The following is a 24,275-nucleotide window of genomic DNA, read 5'->3' on the forward strand; positions in this document are numbered from 1 at the left end:
AGCGGAGTGCCTCGATCGAACGGTCAGGGGGTCCAGCGGGGGTCGCGTCCCGACAGCGCCAGCGCCCGCTCGAACGGGTCGCCGGAGTCCAGCGCCACGGGGTCGGCGAATCCGTCGTACTCCCGGTACATCTCGGCGTGCTCGTCCACGACCTTCAGCAACAGCTCGCCGACCGCGCCGGAGACGCGGAACTCCTGCCCGGTGGCCTTGGCCACGTCCCAGCCGTGCACCGCCATCTCCTTGATGATCAGTTGCGCGACCTCGGGAGCCGGGGACATCGCGAAGCCGAGATCGATCTCGCCCGTCCAGGCCGCCGGGTCCGACCAGGCGGCGACAGCCCGGTCGAGCTGCGCCGCGTACGCCTCGGCCCAGCCCTCCTCTCTCGCGAAGTCCCGTTCCAGCAGGGCTTCGGGAATCGGACGGCGCCGGGCCCGGCACTCAAGCCCGTGCGCGGTGTAGAGCACCCAGTGGTTGACGAGGGTCCGCACGTCGAACTCCGCGCACGGGGTCACCTCGTCCAGTTGGGCGGCCTTGACGCCACGCGCGATCCGAGCGGCCTCGGCGGCGCATTCCTGCATATGCGTGTGGAGTTCGTTCATAGGTAAAACCCTAGGTAAACGCACTGATCGCCCTCTTGAAGAAACGCGCCAAGTAGGCTGGGCCGATGAGCCCGCGAGGTCTGCTGCACCCGGACGAGAGCGCCTCGTTCGTCACCACGGCCACGCGCGAACCCGCCGCCGGGGCGGCTGCGTTCGTGGAGTTCTACTGGCACGTCCGCTGGCGCGCCCCGGAGCCGCACGACACGAAGGTCCTCGCCCATCCGAACGTGCACCTCGTCTTCGAGGAGCCCGAGCCGCTCGTCTACGGCGTCGACCGGGGGCTGTTCGTCCGGCGGCTGGAGGGCGAGGGGCACGTGCTGGGCGTCAAGTTCAGGCCGGGCGGCTTCCGCTCGTTCGCCGGCGGGCCCGTCCTCGACCTCGCCGACCGGCGCGTCCCCGCGAGCGAGTTCTTCGGTCCCGAGGTGACCGGCGCCCTCCGGGCCGTCCTCGACGCCGCCGACCCGGCGGCCGAGGCCGAGGCCTTCCTCCTGCCCCGCCTGCCCGCACGGCCGGACCCGCTGGCGGAGGAGGTCGCGGAGATGGTCGCCCGGATCACCGACGACCCCTCGCTCACCCGGGTGGCCGACGCCGCCCGTACCCTCGCCGTCTCGACCCGCACGCTCCAGCGCCTCTTCGCCGAGTACGTCGGCGCGAGCCCCAAGTGGGTGCTGCGCCGGGCGCGGCTCCATGAGGCCGCGGCCCGCGCCGACGAGGGCAGCACGGTCGACTGGGCCGAGCTGGCCGCTGACCTCGGCTACTCCGACCAGTCCCATCTGACCCGCGACTTCACCGCCACGGTAGGTACGTCACCGGCCGCGTACGCGAGGGCCTGACGGCGCGTACGCGCATGGCACGCGCCTCCGCTTTCGCACAAAGCCCCTAGGGGCGGGCAGATCCCCTGGGGGGATGCGAAACCCCTGGGGGAACGGGGTTCCCCTGGGGCGATTGCCCGCGCCGATCTCCCGGCCAGAAACTTCGCGCGACACGGAGCGAACTTCGCAGGCGCATGTGGCACCTGCTGCTCCGCGAGGGAGTTGCGCGATGAAGCCTTCGTATGAGGACACGGGGCACGAGAGCCGGGGGTTCAGCAGGAGGACGTTCCTGGGCGGCCTCGGGGCGGGGGCCGTCGTCGCCACGCTCGACCCGAACGCGGCGATCGCCGCGGCGAGCCGGGCCAGGGCCCAGGGCGTGCTGGCCAACAGCTTCGGGCGGATCTTCCGGCTGCCCGGGTTCGCGGAGGCGAACGACCGCGTGCGGGGCGGGCTCCTGGAGATGGGGAAGGCCGGCGGCCTGCTCGACGCCAAGGACCCGCTGCACGAGGGTCCGATCCGGCTCATCACCAATCCCGAGCTCAGCCCCAACAACGTCGACAACCCGTTCCATACCGCGGGCACCACGTTCCTGGGGCAGTTCCTCGACCACGACATGACGTTCGACGAGACCTCCCGGCTGGGAGTCCCCACGAGGCCCGAGGACTCCCCCAACACCCGTACCCCGTCGTTCGACCTCGACTCGGTGTACGGCGGCGGACCCACGGCGACCCCGCAGTACTACGACCCGGCGGACCGCGCGAAGTTCAGGCTGGAGAGCGGCGGGCTGTTCGAGGACCTGCCGCGCCGCGCCGACCGTTCCGCGATCATCCCGGACCCGCGCAACGACGAGAACCTGATGATCGCCGGCATGCACGCCGCGTTCCTGCGGTTCCACAACCGGGTCGTGGACCGGCTGCGCGCGCAGGGCACGCCGCCGACCCTGGTGTTCGACACCGCGAGGCGCACGGTCACCTGGCACTACCAGTGGATCATCCTGCACGAGTTCCTGCCGCAGATCGTGGGGCAGCCGCTCATCGACCACATCCTGCGGTTCGGGAGGCAGTTCTACCGGCCCGCCGCCCCCGCGTTCATCCCGGTGGAGTTCCAGATCGCCTACCGGTTCGGGCACAGCATGATCCGCCCCTCCTACCGGGCCAACCTCGCGGGCGACAACGGGCAGCCGTTCTTCGGCTTCATCTTCGACCAGGCCGGGCAGGGCCAGGCCGACCCGGTCGACCTGCGCGGCGGCGCCCGCGCGCCCCGGCGCTTCATCGGCTGGCAGACGTTCTTCGATTTCGGCGACGGTCAAGTGCGGACGAACAAGAGAATCGATACCAAACTCTCCACACCACTGTTCAACCTGCCGTTGCAGACCATCCCCAGCGGAGACCCGCCGACCTCCCTCGCCCAGCGCAACCTCCTGCGGCACCTCACCTGGTCGCTGCCGTCCGGGCAGCAGCTGGCCCGCACGATGGGCATCCCCACGGTGAGCACGAGCGAGCTCGCCACGTTCGGCATCGGCCTCGAGAGCAACGCCCCACTCTGGTACTACGTCCTCAAGGAGGGCGAAGCGCTCGGCGACGGCCGGCTCCTCGCGGGCGTCGGAGCGCGGCTCATCGGCGAGGTCTTCATCGGTCTCCTCCAGCTCGACAGGGCGTCCTACCTCGCGGCCGACCCACGGTGGCGGCCGACTCTGCCAAGTCGTTCGGCTGGCACGTTCGCCATGGTCGATCTGCTCAGGTTCGCGGGCGTCGACCCCGCGAGCCGTCGCCAATAGAAAGGTCTGGCCTTCGAGGTCGGCGAGTACCAAAATCCAATCCAAGCGCGGACACCACGACACTGGACTACTTACAGAACAGCTCCGAACATGGGCGTGACTCAGGTAGCCCTGCGATCACCCAACCGTCTACTGCGCGAGGCCCTCGCCACCTCGCTGGCCACCCGGCCCGACCTGGCCGTGATAGGTGCCACCGAGCGGCTGTCCGACCTGCTCTGGCTGTGCCGCCTGCGGCCGGCCGACGTCGTCCTGATCGACCTCGGCAGCGAGTTCGCCGAGGCCGATCTGGAAGGCGTGCACGCCCTCCGCGCGACGAGCCGGACCCTCGCCATCGTGCTCACCTACACGCGCCTGTCCCCCGACGCCGTCACCGCGGCCGGGCGGGCGGGCGCCACCCGCCTCGTCCCGCACTCCCGCGGCATCCAGGCCGTCATCGAGGCCGTCGTGCAGGGTCCCGCACCGCCCCGCGACGGCCCGCCGGCGCTCCTCACCGACCGGGACCTGCAGGTCCTCGCCCTGATGAGCGCCGGCTACAGCGTGAAGGAGATGGCCCGGCTCATGGGCGTGTCCACCTCCACGATCGAGAACCACAAACGCCGCATGTTCGCCAAGCTCAGCGCGCACAGCCAGGCCCACGTGGTGGCACGCGCCGCCCGCATGGGCCTGCTGTGGTCGGCGCCGCGCGGCACCGCGCCGCCCCGGCTCAGCCGCGCCCGCGTGGTCCTGGTGATCGGCGCTCCCGGCGAGCTGCGGGACACCGTCGTCCTTACGCTCCTGCGGCACGCGATCCCCGTCATGATGCTCGGCCGCGGGACCCTCACCGCCGAGGACGAGCTCATGCGGTTCCGCGAGCTGATCACCACGGTGCTCATCAGCGGCCCCGACAGCGACTGGCGTGCCGTCCGCCACCTCGGCACCCGCACCGTCACCGTGATCGCCGGCACCGAGCAGCCCACGATCGCCGAAGAGCTGATCCGCGGCGCGGACGCCGTCGTCCCGGCGGGCGACGTCCCCGAACAGCTGGCCTTCGTGGTCGCCCTCGCGTCCCAGGGCTACGCCACCACCGACGCCGCCCGCGAGATGATCCGCTCAATGGCCGCCCGCTTCCCCTCCGTCCGCGCCAGCCTGACCGCCCGCGAGATCGACATCCTGCGTTCGATCGCGAGCGGCCACTCCGTCCGCCAGACCGCCGCCGCCCTCGGCATCACCAGCAAGACCGTTGAGAACACCCAGGCCCGTCTCTTCCGCAAGCTCTCAGTCCGCAACCGCGCCGAGGCCCTGGCCGTGGCCTACTCCCTCGGCCTCATCACCCACGACTGACGCAGAGGGTCGTCTTGTAGCGGCAGGCGACGATGCGGGGCGTCTCCACCGGCCGGCCGGCGTCGATCGAGTGCGCGAGCCGGACGAACTGTGCGTGCGACCAGGCCAGCGGGGTGGCCGCGAAGGTGTTCTCGCCCGGTGTGAAACGTCCGCTCCCTGCCGGCGGGGTGTGGTCCCAGACCTGTTCGGCCATGACCTGGGACTCCTGGGCCACCCTGGCCATGGTGTCCAGATAGCGCTGGGCGGGCTGCCGGGCGGCGAGGGCGTACTCGCCCCGTTCCCCGGTCAGCAGGGGCCAGCCTCGTCCGACCGTCTCGCCGGACCCGGACGGCACCGGCTCCCACTGCGTGCCGTCACGCCGTTCGCCATACCCGTCGAAGCTCGACCGGTGCCAGAACGGGCCGTTGGACGTCCGGTACATCAACCTCGCGTCGATCACCCGCAGGGTCGACAGGATGCCGGGGTCCTTGGCGGACCTGACGCCCAGCCGGACCATCTCCAGGAAGCTCGGATCGACCACCCGGCGCTGGTCGACCAGCGGCCCGCCGTCGGCGATCTGGATGGGCGCGCCGGAGTTCGCGTCGCCGTTGTCGGTGATCCGCAGATAGTAGGGCTCCGCCGACAGCGGCCCGTTGCGCGTCAGCGTCCACCGGTCAAGATCGCGCCGCCACTGGTCGGCCGTGCGCAGATAGCGGGCGGCCAGGCCGGCCGCGCCGTTGCGGCGCGCGAGGTCGGCCGCGGCGACCAGCCCCGCGATCTCCGCGGCGATGGTGGCGGGCGAGTAGCCGCCGATGTTCTCCCATCGTTCCTGGTCGGTCCGGGGTCCGCGGGCCAGCAGGAAGTCCGCCGACCTGCGCACCCGAGCCCATTCGGCGCGCCCGAGCTGGTGGGACAGCACGATGGGGAAGGCGACCTCGTCCATCTGCAGCCCGCCGAAGACCGGTTCGCCGTCCAGCCGCGCGTTCTGCGGGAACGAGCCGTCCGGGCGCTGCTGCCGGGTCCACAGATGGTCCAGGGCACGGTTGGCCGCGGCCCGGTCGCCGGCCGCGAGCAGCGCCGTGGCGATCTGGTACTGGTCGCGGGACCAGACCGCGATGTAGACGGGCAGGTGCTGTAGCTCGTTCGCCCAAGCCCAGGGCCGGGAAGGAGCGGCGACGAACCCCCCTCGGAACGTCTTGTCCTCATGCGCCGCCAAGTGCATCACTGAGGCGGTGTAAGTAAAACGCCAAGCCTTGGCCGCCGAAGGGATCGGACGCAGCGAGGCGAGATAGTCATGCCACTCATCCGAGTAGGCCGACCGCGCCGATGAGAAGCCGCGCCCCAAAGATGCCTGGGCCGTCGCAAGCGCCGTCTGAGGCCGGGCATCGAATCCCAGGGCCAGAGTCAGCCGCTGGCCTCCCGGCAAGCCCGTGAGCCGCGTACGGCCGATCTGCACCACATTTCCACGCTGAGTGGCACTGTAGGACCAGTCCATCCGATGGTCGCCCTGCAGGTCCGTCCAGCCATCGCTGCGATCGGCATAACCGCTGGACATCTTGGTAAAGCCCGGAGAGACCAGCACCGCGCTGCTAAGCACTCCATCGGTGGCCACAAGCCCGCCCTCACTACGGCCGGTGTCGTCGTTGGCGTTGAGCCCCAAGCCGGCATCGTGCAGGACGTACACCGTGTACGGGCGGCCGGTGAGCGACTCGAACCGGACATCGGCCAGCACCGCCGACCGGCCCGGGTCGGCCACGTAGGTCTTGGTGATCCGGTACTTGCCGGACTTGGCCGTGTTGACCTGCTGGTAGACCAGGCTGCGCGGGTCGGCCAGCCGTACCCGGGAAACGGTGTCGCGGTCCTCCCGGTCGGTGAAGGTGGCGCCGTCCGACACCACCAGCTGGGTGTCACGGGTCGCCGGCGTGTCGATGCGCGGGAAGAAGACCTCGGTCAGAGCCCCGTCGTTCAGCGTGTACCAGACCTTGCTCCTGGTGTTCTTGGCCGTCCCGAACCCGTCCTTGTCCCCCGCCGCCCAGGTCGACGCCTTACCAGGAGCCCCAGGCGCAGGATCGGCCTGCGCGCCCCTCGCAAACCCCATCCCCGAGGCCACCAAGACCACGCTTACCGCCACCACGGTCATACGGCTGCGGACCAAAGAGTGACGGCGCATCGGGGCTCCCTCTCCTCAACGGCGACACCCCCAATCCTCTGCCGTCCCACCGGTTCCTCAACCCCATGTCCGCTTCCGGCCCGGTTCCGACCGGCCCCTAACACCAAAAAGGCTGTTGACCTGTGAGAACGCAGATCAACAGCCTTTAGAGGATCACTCAAACCGCGAACCCCAGCCCGCACGACCGGAGGCGGAGCTTCCTGGGACGAGTCTGGGGGCGTCCCAGGAAAACACTGCGGCCCACGGCGAGGGCGAGCGAAGCTCGCCGAGCGCCATGGGCCGACTCGCGGACTTCCAGGCTCATGCTCAAACCCCCCGCCCATCGGCGCAGCGCGCGCTAGCGCGCGAGCACCCCGGGGGTCTGGGGGTCGCCCCCCAGGTAAACACAGCGGCCCACGGGGAAGCCGACCGAAGGTCGGCGACCATCAAGGGCCGGCTCGTGGACTTCCAGGCTCATGCTCGAACCCCCGCCCACCGGCGCAGCGCGCGCTAGCGCGCGAGCACCTCGGGGGTCTGGGGGTCGCCCCCCAGGTAAACACTGCGGCCCACGGCGAAGGCGAGCGAAGCTCGCCGAGCACCATGGGCCGGCTCGTGGAGGTGGCGGGAATCGAACCCGCGTCCTTCGATGATGAGTCAGGGCTTCTCCGGGCGCAGCCTGCTAGTCGTTTTCTCAGCCCCGGCACTCACGCAGGCAAGTTGCCGACGGGCTCAGCCACTGTTAGATGTTCCTGTGATCCCCGCGGCCGGGATTACAGGTGGAGTCTCCTAGCGATGCCAGACCCCGGGTCGGAGACTCTCCCGGGCTGACAGAGTCGCTACTCGCCTCAGGCGGCGAGAGCGAACTCGGACTGCTTCTTGTTGGCAGTTATTGGTTTGCTGTCACAGGATTTACGAGGTCACGACAGCAACCCTCGGCCCGCTTCCCCTGGCTCGACCTACCGAAGTCGAAGCCGGTCACCCCCATGTTGAATTGTCAAGACGGACGCCGAGACGTCCGCAGCAAGACGCTACATGGATAACGCGGTCGGTGCCAACGGCATTCCCGGGGAGCCGGGGGGCCTGAAAAAAGTGACGCCCCGGTGGGCGACGATCTAGTCGCGCCCACCGGGGCCGACCGGCAGGGTCGGGCCGGTCCGGACGGCAGAGCCTCCCCCGAGACGAGGCTCTGGTCTCATCACGGCGACTGAGTCCGCAACCCCCCAAGCGGTGTCTCAGTCACCCATAAAGACGCACGGGACCCCCGCTCAGGTTGCGACCAGAACGTAAAGAGATAACAAAGTCGCAACGATTTGGCTCAGCGACCGGCGGTGGGGGCGATGCTCGGGATGCTGCGCGCCAGGAACCGCTGGACGAGGGCGGCGGTGTTGACCTTGCCCTCGACGGCGATCGCGAAGGCGTACTCGGGGCGGGAGCCCACGAACCACGAGACGGTCTTGCCGTTGGCGACGACGGTGGCGGTCACGCCGGACACCTGGCCGACGTTGGCGTCCCTGGCCGTGCCGCGCGAGACCGAGGAGCGCATCAGCGACTTGAGGTCGAGGACGGCGGTCGCCGCGAGCGGCTGGCCGGTCACGCCCGCCTGCGCGTCGCGGGGGTTCTTCAGCATGAACCCGGGACGCCAGTACCCGTTCCCGGCGGCGCTGGCGGCCAGGGCCATGGCCAGCGGGCTGACCTGCACCCCGCCCTCACCGATCATCATCGCGGCCTTGTCCGCCGCGTTGGCGGGCGCGGGCACCGTGCCGGTGAACGCCGGGACCGACATGCCCCAGTCCTTGCCGAGCCCGAACCTCGCGGCGGCCGCCATGAGGGCCGAGGTGTCCAGCCGGCTGCTCAGGGCGGCGAGCGTGGTCGCGCAGGACAGGGCGAAGTTGGATTCGAACGTGTTCTTGCCGCGAGCGGGGGCCGGGTTGGTGAACGTCCGGCCGCCCACCTGCACCGAGGCCGGGCAGTCGGTCTCGGTGTCCTTGGTCATGCCGCTGTTGAGCAGCGCCTCCGCGCCGACCATGCCGAACGCGAGCCCGGGCGGGTAGCGGCCTTCGAGGGCCTTGTTCTGCCCGTTGGTGCGGTGGTTGGCGACGGCCTGGACGGCGCCGCTCGCGGGATTGACCACGGCCATCGACGCCGGGTAGGGCAGGTCGGCGAGCGCGTAGTCGGCCCGCCTCTGCACGGCGCGCACCAGCGTCGTCTGGACGGGCTGCGGGTCGGTGCCGGGCCACGAGCGCAGCTCTTCGACACTGCGTCCGGTGGCGTCCTGGGCGATCACCCGGACGGTGGGGGTACCGGCGAGCCGGCGCTGCATGAGCAGCTGCAGGCCGCTGACGCCGATCGTGTCGCCCGGCTGGTACGGGGCGCCGACCTGCTGGAGCCGGTCGTTGGTGGCCGGGCCGAGCTTGCCGACGAACTCGGTCGCGGCGACGGGGTCGATGGGGGCGTTGACGGGCTTGACCTGCAGCCCGCGGACCTGGCCGAGCAGCCGCTCGATGCCGCCCGCGGACCCCGCCTCGACCGTCAGCAACTGCAGGAACTTCTCCGGCGGGGCGGAGCGGATCCGGCCCAGCAGCCGCTGGGTGTCGAGGGTGCGGTTGCCGCGGAACGGCAGCGCCTCGATCATCGCCTCGATGGTCTTCTTCGGATCGGCCAGCTCGCCGGGGACGACCCCGATGATGTACGCCGGAACGGTGCGCAGCAGGGAGGCGCCGTTGGTGTCCTGGATGGCGCTGCGCCGCGACGTCTGGGAGACCACCGCGAGCCGCTGACCCGCCCTGAGCCTCGGATGGATGATGGACGGATCCCAGACGACCTTCCACTTGCCCTTGATCCGCTTGAGCTTCATCACTCCGGTGTAGGTCCAGGGTTCGCCGTTCTCACCCAGGTCGATCTTGACCGCGAAGCGGGCCTCGGCGTTCTCCCCGTTCTTGGCGATGGCCCGGCCCGGCTTCTTGCCGGCCGGTACGGGCTGCCCCAGGGCCAGCTTCATCGAGGCCGCGTCGAGCTGGTTGCGCAGCCCGGCGAGCGCGCGCGCCACCTGGGCCCGGTCGGCGCCGACCGTGTGCTTGGCGGCGGCGGCGTAGTTCTCCACCTGCCATGCCACGAGGAAGTCGCGCACGGTCGGCATCGCCGACTGCTCGGCGAAACAGGCGGAGGTACCGGCGCCCACCAGCCCCGCGCAGGCCGCCACCGAGATCACCCGGCGCCGCACCGTCGGCACTCCCCTGCGGCCTCGGTTGCTCATGGACACCCTTCACCGTCTCCTGAGCCGGGCCGCGTTCGCTCGCTGCATCTCCCGGTCGGCTTCCCGCTTCGCGATGGCCTGGCGCTTGTCGTACGACTTCTTACCACGGGCCAGGCCGATCTCGACCTTGGCCTTACCGTCCTTGAAGTACAGCGCCAGCGGGATCAGCGTCCAGCCCGGCTCCTGCGACTTGACGATGATCTTATGGATCTCGCGTTTGTGCAGCAGGAGCTTGCGGGGGCGCTTTTCGGCGTGGTTGGTCCAGGTGCCCTGCACGTACTGCGGGATGTGGACGTTCTCCAGCCACACCTCGCCGTCCCGTACGTGGGCGTAGCCGTCGACGAGCGAGGCCCGTCCGGCGCGCAGGGCCTTCACCTCGGTGCCGAGCAGCACCATGCCCGCTTCCCACGTGTCGTCGATGTGGTAGTCGTAACGGGCACGCTTGTTCTGGGCGATGTTCCTACGCCCTGTCTCACGTGGCACTCAATCAGCCTCGGTCTCTGTTCATTGCGCCGCCCGAGCCCGCCTCCGGCAGCGTCGCGAGCAGTCCCCGCAGCACCGCCTGAGCCCGCTGCTCGGCCGCGCGGGGCGGGCGGTCGGCGGAGACCGCCACATCCGGGTCGATCCCGACACCGTCGAGGTTACGACCGCTCGGTGTCCGGTAGCGACCCACGGTGAGCTCGATCGCCGAACCGTCCGCCAGCCGGATCGGCTCCTGCACCGAGCCCTTCCCGTACGTACGCGATCCTACGATCACCGCGCGGTCGCGGTCGCTCAGGGAGCCCGCGACCACCTCGGCGGCGCTGGCCGTCCCCGCGTCCACCAGCACGACCAGCGGGGTGCCGGTGTCGCCCGGATCGGTCACGTTCATCCTCTCGGCCGGACGGCCCTGCCGCTCGTACGTCACCACGAGACCGCCCGGCAGGAACGCCGACGCCGTCTCGACCGCCTCCCGCAGCAGCCCGCCCGGGTTGCCGCGCAGGTCGAGCAGGACCCCGCCGCGGCGCCGGTCCGGGGTCTCGGCGAGGGCACCGCGCACCTGGCGGCCGACCCCCTGGGTGAACGCGCCGACGCGGATCAGCCGCATGTGGTCGTCGAGCGGCACCACGGACACGTCCGCGCTGGTCACAGCCGTACGAACGAGGGTGAACCGGTGCTCCCTGCGATCCCGGTCGACGGTCAGCCGCACATCGGAGTCCGGGGTGCCGCGCAGCGCCGTCGCGACCTTGGTGACGTCCCAGCCGTCGGCCCGGTCGCCCCCGACACCAGTGATCACATCGCCGACCCGGACGCCCGCGCGGGCCGCGGCCGAGCCGGGCTGGACGCTGGCCACGCGGACCCGCCTGTCGGTCGCCTCCGCGTCGTCGGCGGCGCCCAGCCAGAGCCCGACGCCGCTGTAGCGGCCGGTGAGCCGGCCGCGGAAGTCGTCGTACTCCCGCGCCGAGTAGTAGCGCGCCCACTTGTCGCCGAGACGCTTCAGCATGGCGTCGATCGCGGCGCGGTCGAGCTCGCCCCGGTCGACCGGCCGCGCCGCCTCCTGGCCGATCTTGGCGGCCGCCTCGTCCAGCAGGGACCGTCCGGCGGGCGCGGCCCGCTCGGCGTCTCCGCCGGTGACGACTCCGGCGGAGTAGGCACAGATGACGGCCACGGCCACGGCGGCTGCGCGCAGCACACGACCGCTGAACCGGAACATGCGGCCAAGTGTAGACACCACCGCTCCGGCCGGCGTCCCGCCGGGCTCACGCGCCGGGGCCGACCGCCGCGCGCCCGGCGGCGCTCATCAGATGCGCAGGTAGCGGCGGAGGGTGAGGAACGACGCGAGGGCGCAGAGCAGCACACCGAAACAGATCGTGGCGACGATGACCAGGAACACGGTGAACCAGGTGAGCTGGCTGGCGAACCCGATGTTGCCGGCCAGCCGGTCGACGAGCGCGACCTTGCTGCCTATCAGCAGGACCGCGGAGATGAGGCCACCGGCCAGGCCCGCGATCGCGCCCTCCATGATGAAGGGCAGCTGGATATAGGTGTTGGACGCGCCGACCAGCCGCATGATCCCGGTCTCCCGGCGGCGGTTGAACGCCGACAGCCGGACCGTGTTGGCCACCAGCAGCACCGCCGCGACGAGCTGGATTCCCGCGATCAGCAGCGCCGCCCACTGCAGGCCGCCGATGATCCTGAAGAACTTCTTCAGGATCTCCTGCTCGTTGATGACCTGGTCGACGCCCTGGCGGCCGAGCACGGCCTGGGCGACCTGCTTGTACTGCTCGGGGTCCTTCAGCCGGATCCGGAACGAGTCGGGGATGTCACCGGGCTTGGCGCTCTGCACGAAGCCGGGGGTGCTGGCGAAGCGGTCCTTGAACCGGGCGTACGCCGCCTCCTTGCTCTCGTACTCGATCTTCGCCACCTGGGGCAGCTTCTCCAGCTCGTCGCGGAGCGCCTCACGCTGCTGCGGCGTGATGTCCTTCTTGCCGCACGTGGTGTTGGAGCTGGTCTTGGCGCACAGGAAGACCGATACCTCGATCTTGTCGTACCAGTAGCTCTTGGAGGACTTGGCCTGTTGGCTGAGCAGGATCCCCGTGCCCAGCAGCGCCATGGCGATGGCGACGGTGATGACGAGGGAGATCGTCATCGTGAGGTTCCGGCGGAGACCGATCCAGATCTCCTGGAGAACGAACTGTGCGCGCATGCCTCGCTGTCCTTGATCGCCTGTGCCCCGACTGGAGCGTGGAAAACTGGGGGCCGGCCGGCCTCAGTAGGCCTGGCCGTAGACGCCGCGCGACTGGTCGCGGACGACCCTGCCGTCCTCCAGCTCGACGACGCGCTTGCGGAAGGCGTCGACGATCGCGGCGTCGTGGGTGGCCATCACCACGGTCGTTCCGGTGCGGTTGATCCGGTCGAGGACCTTCATGATGCCGATCGAGGTCGCCGGGTCGATGTTCCCGGTCGGCTCGTCGGCCAGCAGGATCATCGGCCGGTTGACGAACGCGCGGGCGATGGCGACGCGCTGCTGCTCACCGCCGGACAGCTCGTCCGGCATCCGGTTGGCCTTGCCCTCCAGCCCGACGAGGTCGATGACCTCGGGCACGACCTTGCCGATGAAGCGCCGCGGCTTGCCGATCACCTCGAGGGCGAACGCGACGTTCTCGAAGACGTTCTTGTTGGGCAGGAGCCGGAAGTCCTGGAAGACGCAACCGATCCGGCGCCGCAGGTGCGGCACCTTCCAGTTGGTCAACCGGCTGAGGTCCTTGCCCGCCACGTGCACGTGACCCTGGGTAGGACGCTCCTCCTTGAGGACGAGGCGCAGGAAGGTCGACTTGCCGGAACCCGACGGACCCACCAGGAACAGGAACTCGCCCTTCTCGATGGCGACGTTCACGTGCTGGAGGGCCGGCCGGTTCTGGGTCTTGTAGACCTTGGTGACGTTGTCGAAATGGATCACGGCTGCATCACGGCGGTTCAGTCTAGGGGTCTGAGAACGGTGACGCCGGGAACCCCGGACGAATCCGGGACGGGAGCGACTCCGCTGCGCCGCCCGGCCGGGTGACCAGGTGGCTTCCGAGCACTATAGAGGGGACCGTCAACTGCCTCGGCCCATATCGGGGCGTCTGAGGGCACGGGAAGCGCCACCGGGCACGGCGTGTCGGCCCCGGAACAACGAGCGCCTTCCATACCACCGACTCCCGACGTACGCCGGTTCATGCCCTTTGAGCTCTCGGACTTGCCGGAACGACCATACAGTCCGGCTACGCTGGATGATGGCGAATTGCACGGAGATAGGGGCCCACGACATGAGCTGCGAACACCTGATCTGCGCTCGATGCTCGGGCCCGGTGGTCGAGGGACGGTGCTCGACCTGCCGGATCGCCCGTGACGAGATGCACCGCCACGGCCTGTCCGTGCCACCGGCCCTCGTTCTGGCAAGCCTGGTGGCCCTGCTTTTCGTGGCACTCGTCCTGCAACGCCTCGCCGGCTGACCCCGCCGCCGGGGTCGTCATTTGGGGGGTGGGGTGACCGCCCGGGCGAGGGCGCCGGTTTCGGCGATCACGTCTGCCTTGCCCTGCACTTTGCCGTCTCCGCTCACCTTGACCGGGTCGTACGCGGCGAACTGGAAGATGTCCGTCGTCTGGATCTCGGTGCCCTTGACGGTGCCGTCCAGCAGGTGGGCGACGTCCGGCGGGATGGGCGGCTTGCTCTTGTCCTTCTCCTTGGCCTTGGTGATGCTGTTGCGCGAGAGCGCGTAAAGGACCAGGCCGCTGCCGTTCTGGGTGCGCAGCGGGAAGAACGGGAAGGGCGTGGCCACGAAGACCGTCTCCAGGACCAGGCCGTGGTCCTTGGCCTTCCGGCGGTCCTTGCGGGTCTGCGAGTAGTAGCCGGTGGTGAACGACCCGGCCTTCATGACCTTGGCGGCCACGCTGTCGGGGCCCTCGGCGGCGAGCGTGGCCTGGATGCCGGGCAGCGCCCGCGGCTGGATCAGCACCGAGGACTCGGTCGGCGCCAGCGCGGTGGCGTAGCCCTCGGCGTCCACGGCCACCTTGGGCGCGCGGGCCTTGGGCGCGAGCAGCGTGGTCAGGCTCAGCTTCCAGCCCTCGGCGGGGCTGCGGCGGACGAACGCCATGTAGGTCTCGCGGGTGCTCTTCCTGTCGCCCTTGACGGTCCTGGCCACCTGCGCCACGAACCAGTGGGGATAGGACGTCAGCTTCGGCACGTACAGCTTCGGGGTGCCGTACTCGTACTCCCGGACGGCATCGCCGTCGAAGGCGGCCTTGCGGTATTCGGCGGCGGTCAGCATGGCCTGGCCGTCGGTGACCCAGCTCAGCGCCAGGCGCTCGTCGCCCGCGGCCCTGGCCACGTTGTCGTCGATCGTGAACGTGCGGAAGTGGCGGGTGGCGACCTGCGGGGTGAGGGGCTCGGGGGTCGGCGTCGCCGTCGTGATCGTGGCCTTGGACGGCCGGGCGGCGGAGCCCTCGCCACCGGCGCAGCCGGTGACGGCGAACGGCACGGCCAGCAGCATCGCCGCCACCGTCCGCGAGACCCTCAGCACCCGCTCTCGCCCCCTGGTTCCGTCCCGGACCACACCTCGCTGACCCGTGATTCTGCCATCAGCCGGGGCATGGCCGGGCGTTCGGGCACTACCGGGACGGCGATAAGCTCGACCTGTGGCAGGCATCGAACCCGAAGAACAGCTCAAGGAGCTCGGCTCGACCCTCGCCGGCATCGAACAGGTGCTGGATCTCGACGGCATGCGGCGTGACATCGCCGAGCTGCGCGAGCAGTCGGCCGACCCTGACCTGTGGAACGACCAGGAGCGCGCCCAGTCGGTGACGCGCCGCCTGTCGTACCTGGAGAGCGAGCTGGGCAAGGTCGAGGGCCTCCGTCAGCGCCTCAACGACCTCCCCGTCATGTACGGGATGGCGGCTGAGGAAGGCGACGAGGACGTCCGCAAGGAGTGCGACGAGGAGCTCGCGTCGCTCGTCAAGGCCATCCAGGCCCTTGAGGTCCGGACGCTGATGTCGGGCGAGTACGACTCGCGTGAGGCGCTGGTCACGATCAACGCCCAGGCGGGCGGGGTGGACGCGGCCGACTGGGCCGAGCAGCTCCAGCGGATGTACCTGCGCTGGGCCGAACGCCACGGCTACCCGACCGAGGTCTACGACACCTCCTACGCCGAAGAGGCCGGGATCAAGTCGACCACGTTCACGGTCAAGGCCCCGTACGCCTACGGCACGCTGCGCGGCGAGCACGGCACGCACCGGCTGGTGCGCATCTCCCCGTTCGACAACCAGGGACGCCGCCAGACGTCGTTCGCCGGCCTGGACGTGGTGCCGGTCGTGGAGCAGAGCGACCACGTCGAGATCGACGAGAGCGAGCTGCGGATCGACGTCTACCGGTCCTCCGGCCCGGGCGGGCAGGGCGTCAACACCACCGACTCGGCGGTGCGGATCACCCACATCCCGAGCGGCATCGTGGTCTCCTGCCAAAACGAGCGCAGCCAGCTGCAGAACAAGGCCACCGCGATGAACGTGCTGCAGGCCAAGCTGCTGGAGCGCAAGCGGCAGGAGGAGGCGGACAAGATGTCCGCCCTGCGCGGTGAGGGCACCAGCAGCTGGGGCACGCAGATCCGCAACTACGTGCTGCATCCCTACCAGATCGTCAAGGACCTGCGCACCGGCGTGGAGGTCGGCAACCCGACCGCCGTTCTGGACGGGGACATCGACGACTTCATCGAGGCGGAGATCCGCTGGATGCGCCAGCAGGAGACCGCGGCTTCCTAACCGCCCGCGCGCGGCATGGTCCGCGCCCGTTCCCGCACCCCCGGGCCCGTCCGCGCACGCGTTACGGATTCCCCTGCGTGACCATTCGGTCACTCTGCGATGATGAAGTGGAACGAGGCGTACTCCCCGTTCAGGCGGGGCAGGCTGGCAATGACCGGTGATCACTTAGGCCACGATCACCGGGCCGTACCGCGAGGCCGTCTCGGCCGCGGGTTCCTGATCTCCGTCGGGCGCCGGGGCGGTTCCGCTCTTCCTGACCGCTGCAGTGGGATCAACCCGGCGCCCTTCGGGCCTTTCTCCGGTCTACACTGACGCGGCACACTTCCGAATCGTCCGCTGAGGTGGGAATTGCTCCGACTGTCGGCCCCGGTGCTCGCCGGGGGTGCGCTCGCGGTACTCGCCACGGCCTGCTCCGGCGACTCGCAGGTCCCGGCGGCCCGGGTCGCCGAACCCGCCGACAAGCCCGTGGTCACCGCGGACGAGGCCGGCCGGATCCTCAAGGACTGGACCGCCCGGCACAACAAGGCCGTCACGTCCGGCGACGAGCGGCTCTGGCGGTCCGCGGTCACCGGCGGGCTTGAGGCCCCGGTCAGCGCCCGCGTCCGGACGTACGGCCGCCTCGCCGCCTCGACGCGCATCACCCTGCTCAACCCGGTCCTGTACGTGCCGAGGCAGACCGGCGGGGCCGCGTCGAAATGGTTCGCGGTCGCCGCCCTGCAACGGTCCGGCGGCAAAGAGCAGCAGATCCTCGCCCTCTTCGTCCGTTCCGGTGACAAGGACCCGTGGCGCGCCGCTCACTGGCTCACGTTCAAGGGCAAGCCACCTGAGCTGGCCTACGACCCCCAGGGGTACGCCATCCCGGCCCCCGACCGCGGCCTGCCCACCGCCCACGCCGCCTTCCTGGCCTCGGGCGACCGGTCGGCGTTCACACCCGACGCCTACACCGCCGGCGCCCGTACCCCCTCGTACGGCAACTGGCGAGCCGACCCCGGCCGCGTCTCGCCCGACCGCGGCGGCTCCTGGGCCCTCCGCACCAAGGACGGCGGCTCGCTGGTCTGGTACGGCCTCACGCAGCAGCGCACACTCACCGGCGGGACAGAGCAGGCCCTCCCCACCGACATCCGCAACCACCTGATCCGGGCCAAGACGAAACCCGGCGGCACAGTCAGGGCCAACTGGCAGTGGCTGGCCATCGGCTACGCCCCGCCAACCGGCAAGGCCACCGTCCTAGGCGAATCAGTCTCCCTAACCGCCGCCCACTAACCAGCCTGCTAGAGCAGTGAACTCGCAGTAACCAGCGTGCGGATGGAGCCTAGGGCGACTGACAGGGTGGCCAGGTCGAAGCTGTCGCTCTCCCAGATCTCGGTGAGGGTCTGCTGTGCGCGCAGGACGGCGGTCTGGTTCTTCTGGACCCAGTTGGCCAGGCGTTCCTCAGGCTGGGCTCCCGGCATGCTGGCGACCAGCACGTCACGGGTGAGGGCCGCGTGCGCCGCGTAGAGGTCGTCGCGGAGGGCGGAACGGGCCATCGAACGCCAGCGGTCGTCGCGCGGGAGCGCGATGATGCGTTCGCGCAGGCGGCTGAGCTGGAGCCGGTCGGCTAGGTCGAAGTAGACCTCGGCGACCTCCTCGACCGCGCGCCCGGTCTCGTGCGCGACGCTGACCAGGTCGAACGTGGAGTAGGCGGGCACCATCATCGCGGCCCGTTCGGCCAGCTCATCCGGTACGCCGCGTCCGGCGAAGCCGTCGCGGCGCTGTTCGAAGCCGGCGAGGTCGAGGCCCACCAGGAGCTTGGGCAGCTGCGCGCCGAGCGTGTACGCGCCGGCGGCGAAGAAGTCGATCGAGTCGCGGATGTCGAACGGGGGCCGCCGGTTGTGCAGCAGCCAGCGGGCGCCGCGCTCGGTCAGCTTGCGCCCCTCCAGCAGCATCGCGATCTGGGTCGACTCGTCCACCTGGTAGGACATGGCCTCGACCGACTGCCAGAAGCGCGGCATGTCGAAGACCTCGCGGGCGACCAGGTAGGCCCGCGCCACGTCCTGCGGCGAGGCGCCGGTCTCCTCGTTCATGCGGAACATGAACGTGATGCCGCTGTTGTTGACCAGGTCGTTCACCACGGTGGTGGTGATGATCTCGCGGCGCAGCGGGTGCCGGTCCATGTAGTCGCGGAAGCGGTCGCGCAGCGGGGTCGGGAAGTAGTCGACCAGCCAGGACCGCAGGTACGGGTCGTCGGGCAGGTCGGAGGCGACCAGGTCCTCGTCGAGCGTGAGCTTGGAGTAGGCCAGCAGCACCGAGAACTCCGGTCCGGTGAGGCCACGCCCGGACTGGCGTCGCTCGGCCAGTGCCTTGTCGTCGGGCAGGAACTCCAGCCGCCGTTTGAGCCGCCCGGCCCGTTCGACCTTGCGCATGTAGCGGGCGTGGACGTGCAACATCGACGGCGCCTGGGCACGGGCCGCCGCGAGCGTCACGTTCTGGGCGTAGTTGTCGCGCAGGACGAGGTCGGCGACCTCGTCGGTCATCCCGTACAGGAGGTTGTCGCGCTGCTTGCCGGTCAGCTCGCCGTCCCGGACCACCTGGTCCAGCAGGATCTTGATGTTGACCTCGTGGTCGGAGGTGTCCACCCCGGCCGAGTTGTCGATGAAGTCGGTGTTGACCAGGCCCCCGGCACGGGCGAACTCGATGCGGCCGAGCTGGGTGAGGCCGAGGTTGCCGCCCTCGCCGATCACCTTGCAGCGCAGGTCGGACCCGTCGACCCGGACCGGGTCGTTGGCCTTGTCGCCGACGTCGGCGTTGTTCTCGACCGTGGCCTTGACGTAGGTGCCGATGCCGCCGTTCCAGAGCAGGTCGACGGGTGCGCGGAGCGCGGCGTGGATCAGCTCGAACGGGGTCATCGCGAGCACGTCGCCGGGGATGCCGAGGACCGCCCGGATCTCCGGCGTCAACTTGATCGACTTCAGCGTGCGCGGGAAGATCCCGCCGCCCCTGGACAGCAGCTCGGTGTTGTAGTCGGCCCACGAGCTGCGCGGCAGCGCGAACATGCGCCGGCGTTCCTGGAACGACACCGCCGGGTCGGGGTCGGGGTCGATGAAGATGTGCCGGTGGTCGAACGCGGCGACCAGCTTGATGTGCTCGCTGAGGAGCATCCCGTTGCCGAAGACGTCACCGGACATGTCGCCGATGCCGACGACCGTGAAGTCCTCTTTCTGGATGTCCTTGCCGAGCGACCGGAAGTGGTACTTCACCGACTCCCAGGCGCCGCGCGCGGTGATCCCCATCGCCTTGTGGTCGTAGCCGACCGAGCCGCCGGAGGCGAACGCGTCGCCGAGCCAGAAGCCGTACGAGGCAGCCACCTCGTTGGCGATGTCGGAGAACGTCGCGGTGCCCTTGTCGGCGGCGACCACCAGGTAGGTGTCGTCGCCGTCGTGCCGGACGACGTTGGGCGGTGGCACGACCTTGCCGTCGACGAGGTTGTCGGTGACGTCGAGCAGGCCGGAGATGAACTCCCTGTAGCACGCGATCCCCGCCTGCATGAACGCCTCACGGTCCGCGCCGGGATCGGGCAGTTGCTTGCCGACGAAGCCGCCCTTGGCACCGGCCGGGACGATGACGGTGTTCTTGACGGCCTGGGCCTTGGCCAGCCCGAGGATCTCGGTGCGGAAGTCCTCGCGCCGGTCGGACCAGCGCAGGCCGCCGCGCGCCACGGCGCCGAACCGCAGGTGCACGCCCTCGACCTTCGGCGAGTACACGAAGATCTCGTACTTGGGCCGCGGCTGCGGCAGGTCCGGGATGCGCTGCGGGTCGAACTTCAGCGACAGGTACGGCTTGCGCTGGTAGTGGTTGGTGCGCAGGGTCGCGTTGATCATCGACAGGTAGGCGCGCAGGATGCGGTCCTCGTCGAGGCTGGCGACCTCGTCGAGCTTGCCGTTCAGCTCCTCGGCGATGCCCGCGCTGCGTTCCTCCTCGCCGCCCGACAGCGTCGGCGCCAGCCGGCTCTCCCAGAACCGGATCAGCAGCCGGGTGATCGCGGCGTTGGCCAGCAGCACCTGTTCGATGTAGCGCTTGCTGAACGTGGTGCCCGTCTGGCGCAGGTAGAGCGCGTACGCGCGCAGCACCATCGCCTGCCGCCAGTTGAGGCCGACGTGCAGCACCAGGGCGTTGAAGCCGTCGTTCTCGATGTCGCCGCGCCAGAGCGCGGCGAACGCGTCCTGGAACAGCTCCTTGATGTCCTCTTCGGCCACGCCCGCGGGCGGTTTGTAGCGCAGGCCCAGGTCATAGATCCAGTACGGGCGGTCCGGCTCACCGGTGACGATCTCGTACGGGCGTTCGTCGACGACCTCGACGCCCATGTTGGTCAGCAGGGGGAGCACGCGCGACAGCGAGATCGGCGGCCCCAGCCGGTAGATCTTGAGGCGGCGCTCGCCCGGCTCGGCGCTGAACGGCTCGTACAGGTTGATGGAGGTCTCGCCGTCTCCGCTGAGCTCCTCCAGCCGCTTGAGGTCGGCGACCGCCGTGCGCGCCGGGAAGTCGGCCTTGTAGCCCTCGGGGAAGGCGTCGCCGTAGCGGCGGGCCAGCGCGCCGGAACGTTCCTCGCCGCACTGCTCGACGATCGCGTCGGCCAGGTCGTCCTCCCACGAACGGGTCGCGGCGGCGAGCCGTGCCTCCAGTTCGTCGGCGTCCACGTCCGGGAGCGGGCGGCCGCGCTCGCCGCGCACCACCACGTGCAGACGGGCGAGCATCGACTCGGTCACGTTCGCGCTGTAGTCGACGCTGACGCCGTCGAACGCGCGGCGCAGTATCTCCTGGATGCGCAGCCGGACCTTGGTCGTGTAGCGGTCGCGCGGCAGGTAGACCATGCACGACATGTAACGGCCGTACAGGTCCTTGCGCAGGAACAGCTTGAGCTGGCGGCGCTCACGCAGCCGCAGCACGCCGAGCGCTATCGGCAGCAGGTCGTCGACGGAGATCTGGAAGAGCTCGTCGCGCGGGTAGCTCTCCAGTATCTCGATGAGGTCCTGGCCGTCGTAGCTGTCGGCGGTGAACCCGGCGAGCTCCAGCACCTCGTCGAGCTTGCGCTTGAGCACCGGGACGTGGGCGATCGACTCGCTGTAGGCCACGTGCGTGAACAGGCCGAGGAACCGGCGTTCGCCGACGACCTCGCCGTTGTCGTCGAACTTCTTCACCCCGATGTAGTCGAGGTAGAGCGGCCGGTGCACCGTGGACCGCGAGTTGGCCTTGGTGAGGACCAGCAGGTGCTTCTCGGTGGCCTTCTCGCGCACCTCGGGCGGCAGCGCGGCGAAGCTGTCGGACTCGCGCTTGTCGCCGCGCAGGATGCCGAGGCCGGTGCCCGGCTCAGGACGCAACGCCGTGCCGTGCTCGGTCAGCGTGTAGTCGCGGTAGCCGAGGAACGTGAAGTGCCCGTCGGACAGCCAGTCGAGCAGCTCGACGCCCTCCGCGAGCTCCTTCTCCGGCAGCGGCGGCGCGTTCTCCCGGATCGCCAGCGCGATCTCACCGGCCCGGGAGCGCATCTTGGGCTCGTCCTCGACCGCGACCCGCACGTCCTGCAGGACCCGCAGCAGGTCACGCTCGACCTGCTCCAGGCGGGCGCGGTCGCTGGTGCGGTCGACCTCGATGTGGATCCAGGACTCGTCGATGTCGGCGTCGCTGTCGAGCTTGCCGCGGAAGGCCTTCATGTGGCCCGCCACGTCCCGGTCGACGCCCAGCAGCGGGTGGACGATGAGGTGGGCGGTCAGCTCGTGCCGGTTGAGCTCCATCGTCACGCTGTCGACGAGGAACGGCATGTCGTCGGTCACGACCTGGACGACCGTGTGGCCGGGGTCCCAGCCGTACTCCTCCAGCGTCGGCGTGAACACCCGGACCTTGGCGCGTCCCTGCGGCCGTTCCTCGCCCAGCACCCGGTGCGCCATGGCGGGGCCGCAGATGTCGGCCGGGTCACGGGAGAGGAGGTCTTCGGGTGCGACGTGCCGGTAGTACAACCGGAGGTACGCGACCGCCTCCTCGAGGTCGCCTCCACGGGCGCCGACTCCCTGTGCCCACGTCTCCGCCGCCCGCCGGAGCAGGTCGTCCTTCGCCTGATCGAGCTTGCCGCCCATCAATTCTCCCCTTGAGACCCTTCGCCACATCGTTGTGGCGCCGCTCACTGCGCCAGCGTAGCCAGGAATCGCCGCAAAGCCGACCAGCGGGGCCGCGACTCGATCGGGGCATCGCCCGCCGTGCGACCGGACGGTCGGTTCGTCATCCTTTGGTCGTTCTCAGACAATTCGCCGTTCTCAGACAATCCCTGCTCGTCCTCAGGCCGATCCGTTCGTTCCCCGGCCCGGCGACGCCTGACCGGTGCCGGAGCCCGCCGCGGCCGTGCCCGTCGTCTTGCCGCCGCCGCCTCCGCCTTCACCCTCGCCCGGATCGGTCGGCTCACTTGTCGGCGGCGTCGTGGGGGGCGTCGTGGGCGGCGTCGTCGGAGGTGTCGTCGGCGGCGTGGTGGGAGGCTTGGTCGGCGGCGTCGTGGGAGGCGTCGTCGGCGGCGTGGAGGGCGGCGTGGATGGGATCCGCGTGGGCGACGGGTTGGTGGTACGCGTCGACTGCTGCGGGCGGGGCACCGTGGTGGAGGGCGAATCGTCCGGCAGGCCGGAGTCGGCGGGCATGTCGGCCGGGAGGTTCTCGGCGGGGTTGCTCGCCGGGTTGGCCGGGCTCTCGCCGCCACCGAGCGCGAGGGCGATCGAGGTGACCGCCACGGCGAGCAGGACGGCCGCGGCCGCGCACAGCGCGGCGGCCTTGGCGGGAACCCTGCGCATCATTCGCGGACCCGGCCGCCTGGCGGCGGGCGCCACGCCATCGGCACCACCCGGAACGGTCTGCTCGCCGAGAACACCCGCGTTCTCCGCGATGAACTCGGCAGGAGTCGGCAGACGCTCGGACCCGCCGCGACCGGACTTGGCACGACCGAACGCGCCACGACGAGACTTGACGCGACCGGACCCGTCTCGTCCGGTCTCGACGCTGCCTGACTCGACGCGGCCGGAGTCAAAACGATCGGAGTCGCCGGAGTCGAAGCGATCGGAGTCGTCCGCCACGGCTCGTACCGCCTGGGTCTCGCCAGGTGCGGCAGCCGCTGCGGCGGCGGCCTTGCCCGCCGGAGCCGGTCCGTCGTCCTCGCCGAGCTCGGCGGCCAGAACGCTGCCGACGGCGAGGATCGCGGTGCCGTCGTCCTCCCCCGCCGCGGCGACGACCGGGGTGGAGACGGTGGTGTCCTCGTGACCGAGCAGCCGCATCAGCACCTGCCGTGCCTGCGGGCGGCCTGCGGGGTCCTTGCTGAGGCAGTCGCTCACCAGCTCGCGGAGCGGGCCCTCCAGCGTGCCGAGCCGGGGCTCGTGGTGCAGGATCCGGTTGATCACAGCGGGAATGGTGTCCTGGCCGAACGGGGCCTCGCCGGTCGCGGCGAACACCAGCGTCGCCGCCCAGCAGAACACGTCGGCCGCGGTGCCGATCTCGTCGCCCTGGAGCTGTTCGGGCGCCATGTACGAGGGGGTGCCGATGACCTTGCTGGTCAGCGTGGTGGAGCCGCTGATGGCCCGGGCCACGCCGAAGTCGATCACGCGCGGGCCGTCCGGGCCGATCAGCACGTTGTGCGGCTTGAAGTCGCGGTGGATGATCTTTGCCTGGTGGATCGCGGACAGCGCGGTCGCGGTGCCGACGGCCAGGCGTTCGAGGGCGGCGCCGCCCAGCGGACCGTCCCGCGTCACCAGCTGGTTGAGCGACGGGCCGGGGACGTACTCGCTGACGATGTAGGGACGCTCGCCGTCGGCGTCGGCGTCGATGACCTGCGCGGTACAGAACGGCGCGACCTGCTTGGCGACGGCGAGCTCGCGCAGGAAGCGCGCACGCGCCTTGTCGTCGGAGGTGAGCTCGGCGTGCAGGAGCTTGATGGCGACGCGCCTGCCGTCCTCGGCCTCACCCAGGAAGACGGTGCCCTGACCGCCCTCGCCCACGCGTCCTATCAGGGCGTACGACCCCAGTCGCTCCGGATCCCCGGATCGCAGCGCCCCAACCTCCATGCGTGGAACAGCCCCTCTCTCGACTTGATCGCACCAAACCGGACCGCGTCC

At 70.2% G+C, this 24,275-nt stretch carries 16 protein-coding genes and 1 other RNA gene; 6 read left to right on the top strand and 11 right to left on the bottom strand.

Going from position 1 to position 24,275, the window contains the following annotated elements; all coding sequences use genetic code 11:
- Positions 1-23: 23 nt before the first annotated feature.
- A complete protein-coding gene (locus ABD333_RS34010; RefSeq protein ID WP_344546656.1) occupies positions 24-599 on the bottom strand; it encodes a TIGR03086 family metal-binding protein in 576 nt (191 codons plus the stop codon).
- Between the two features lie 65 nt (positions 600-664).
- On the opposite strand from ABD333_RS34010, the gene ABD333_RS34015 reads away from it, so the two are divergent.
- From ABD333_RS34015 to ABD333_RS34025, 3 genes are all read left to right on the top strand, one after another.
- On the top strand, positions 665-1,432 hold the full coding sequence (locus ABD333_RS34015) for an AraC family transcriptional regulator (protein ID WP_344546657.1): 768 nt from the start codon (positions 665-667) through the stop codon (positions 1,430-1,432).
- 208 nt (positions 1,433-1,640) lie between these two features.
- Entirely contained in the window at positions 1,641-3,188 is a 1,548-nt protein-coding gene (locus tag ABD333_RS34020; RefSeq protein WP_344546658.1) for a peroxidase family protein, read from the top strand.
- A gap of 96 nt (positions 3,189-3,284) precedes the next feature.
- Entirely contained in the window at positions 3,285-4,508 is a 1,224-nt protein-coding gene (locus tag ABD333_RS34025; RefSeq protein WP_344546659.1) for a LuxR C-terminal-related transcriptional regulator, read from the top strand.
- Here ABD333_RS34025 and ABD333_RS34030 read toward each other — a convergent pair.
- The 7 genes from ABD333_RS34030 to ftsE all read right to left on the bottom strand — a co-directional run bounded on the left by ABD333_RS34030 (position 4,495) and on the right by ftsE (position 13,328).
- Entirely contained in the window at positions 4,495-6,585 is a 2,091-nt protein-coding gene (locus ABD333_RS34030) for a glycoside hydrolase family 15 protein (protein ID WP_344546660.1), read from the bottom strand. The genes ABD333_RS34025 and ABD333_RS34030 overlap by 14 nt on opposite strands.
- 661 nt (positions 6,586-7,246) lie before the next feature.
- Positions 7,247-7,619, bottom strand: a transfer-messenger RNA (tmRNA) gene (ssrA, locus tag ABD333_RS34035).
- Positions 7,620-7,951: 332 nt separating this feature from the next.
- On the bottom strand, positions 7,952-9,889 hold the full coding sequence (locus tag ABD333_RS34040; protein ID WP_344546661.1) for a penicillin-binding transpeptidase domain-containing protein: 1,938 nt from the start codon (positions 9,887-9,889) through the stop codon (positions 7,952-7,954).
- A 9-nt stretch (positions 9,890-9,898) separates the two neighbouring features.
- Positions 9,899-10,372, bottom strand: a complete 474-nt coding sequence (smpB, locus tag ABD333_RS34045) for an SsrA-binding protein SmpB (RefSeq protein ID WP_344546662.1) — start codon at positions 10,370-10,372, stop codon at positions 9,899-9,901.
- Between the two features lie 4 nt (positions 10,373-10,376).
- On the bottom strand, positions 10,377-11,582 hold the full coding sequence (locus ABD333_RS34050) for a S41 family peptidase (RefSeq protein WP_344546663.1): 1,206 nt from the start codon (positions 11,580-11,582) through the stop codon (positions 10,377-10,379).
- A gap of 87 nt (positions 11,583-11,669) precedes the next feature.
- Positions 11,670-12,575: a permease-like cell division protein FtsX gene (ftsX, locus tag ABD333_RS34055; protein ID WP_344546664.1), complete on the bottom strand. Its 906-nt coding sequence runs from the start codon at positions 12,573-12,575 to the stop codon at positions 11,670-11,672.
- Positions 12,576-12,638: 63 nt separating this feature from the next.
- Positions 12,639-13,328, bottom strand: coding sequence for a cell division ATP-binding protein FtsE (gene ftsE / locus ABD333_RS34060; RefSeq protein ID WP_344546665.1), 690 nt, complete (start codon positions 13,326-13,328; stop codon positions 12,639-12,641).
- Between the two features lie 349 nt (positions 13,329-13,677).
- Between ftsE and ABD333_RS34065 the strand changes: the two genes are divergently transcribed.
- Positions 13,678-13,863 carry a hypothetical protein gene (locus tag ABD333_RS34065; protein WP_344546666.1) on the top strand — a complete coding sequence of 62 codons (186 nt, stop codon included), beginning with the start codon at positions 13,678-13,680 and terminating at the stop codon, positions 13,861-13,863.
- 17 nt (positions 13,864-13,880) lie between these two features.
- Here the strand turns inward: ABD333_RS34065 and ABD333_RS34070 are convergent, their stop codons facing one another.
- Entirely contained in the window at positions 13,881-14,930 is a 1,050-nt protein-coding gene (locus ABD333_RS34070; RefSeq protein ID WP_344546667.1) for a DUF8094 domain-containing protein, read from the bottom strand.
- Between the two features lie 115 nt (positions 14,931-15,045).
- Here ABD333_RS34070 and prfB point away from each other — a divergent pair, with 115 nt between their 5' ends.
- Both prfB and ABD333_RS34080 read left to right on the top strand, forming a co-directional pair.
- Entirely contained in the window at positions 15,046-16,161 is a 1,116-nt protein-coding gene (gene prfB, locus ABD333_RS34075) for a peptide chain release factor 2 (protein WP_344546668.1), read from the top strand.
- A gap of 348 nt (positions 16,162-16,509) precedes the next feature.
- Entirely contained in the window at positions 16,510-17,424 is a 915-nt protein-coding gene (locus ABD333_RS34080; RefSeq protein WP_344546669.1) for a DUF8094 domain-containing protein, read from the top strand.
- Between the two features lie 8 nt (positions 17,425-17,432).
- Here ABD333_RS34080 and ABD333_RS34085 read toward each other — a convergent pair whose 3' ends face one another.
- Positions 17,433-22,265 (bottom strand): NAD-glutamate dehydrogenase, encoded by a 4,833-nt coding sequence (locus ABD333_RS34085; protein ID WP_344546670.1) that lies wholly within the window; start codon positions 22,263-22,265, stop codon positions 17,433-17,435.
- A gap of 198 nt (positions 22,266-22,463) precedes the next feature.
- On the bottom strand, positions 22,464-24,224 hold the full coding sequence (locus tag ABD333_RS34090) for a serine/threonine-protein kinase (RefSeq protein ID WP_344546671.1): 1,761 nt from the start codon (positions 24,222-24,224) through the stop codon (positions 22,464-22,466).
- Positions 24,225-24,275 lie beyond the last annotated feature (51 nt).

Source organism: Actinomadura fulvescens, from assembly GCF_039533225.1.
In the GTDB taxonomy this organism is placed as follows: Bacteria; Actinomycetota; Actinomycetes; order Streptosporangiales; family Streptosporangiaceae; genus Spirillospora; species Spirillospora fulvescens.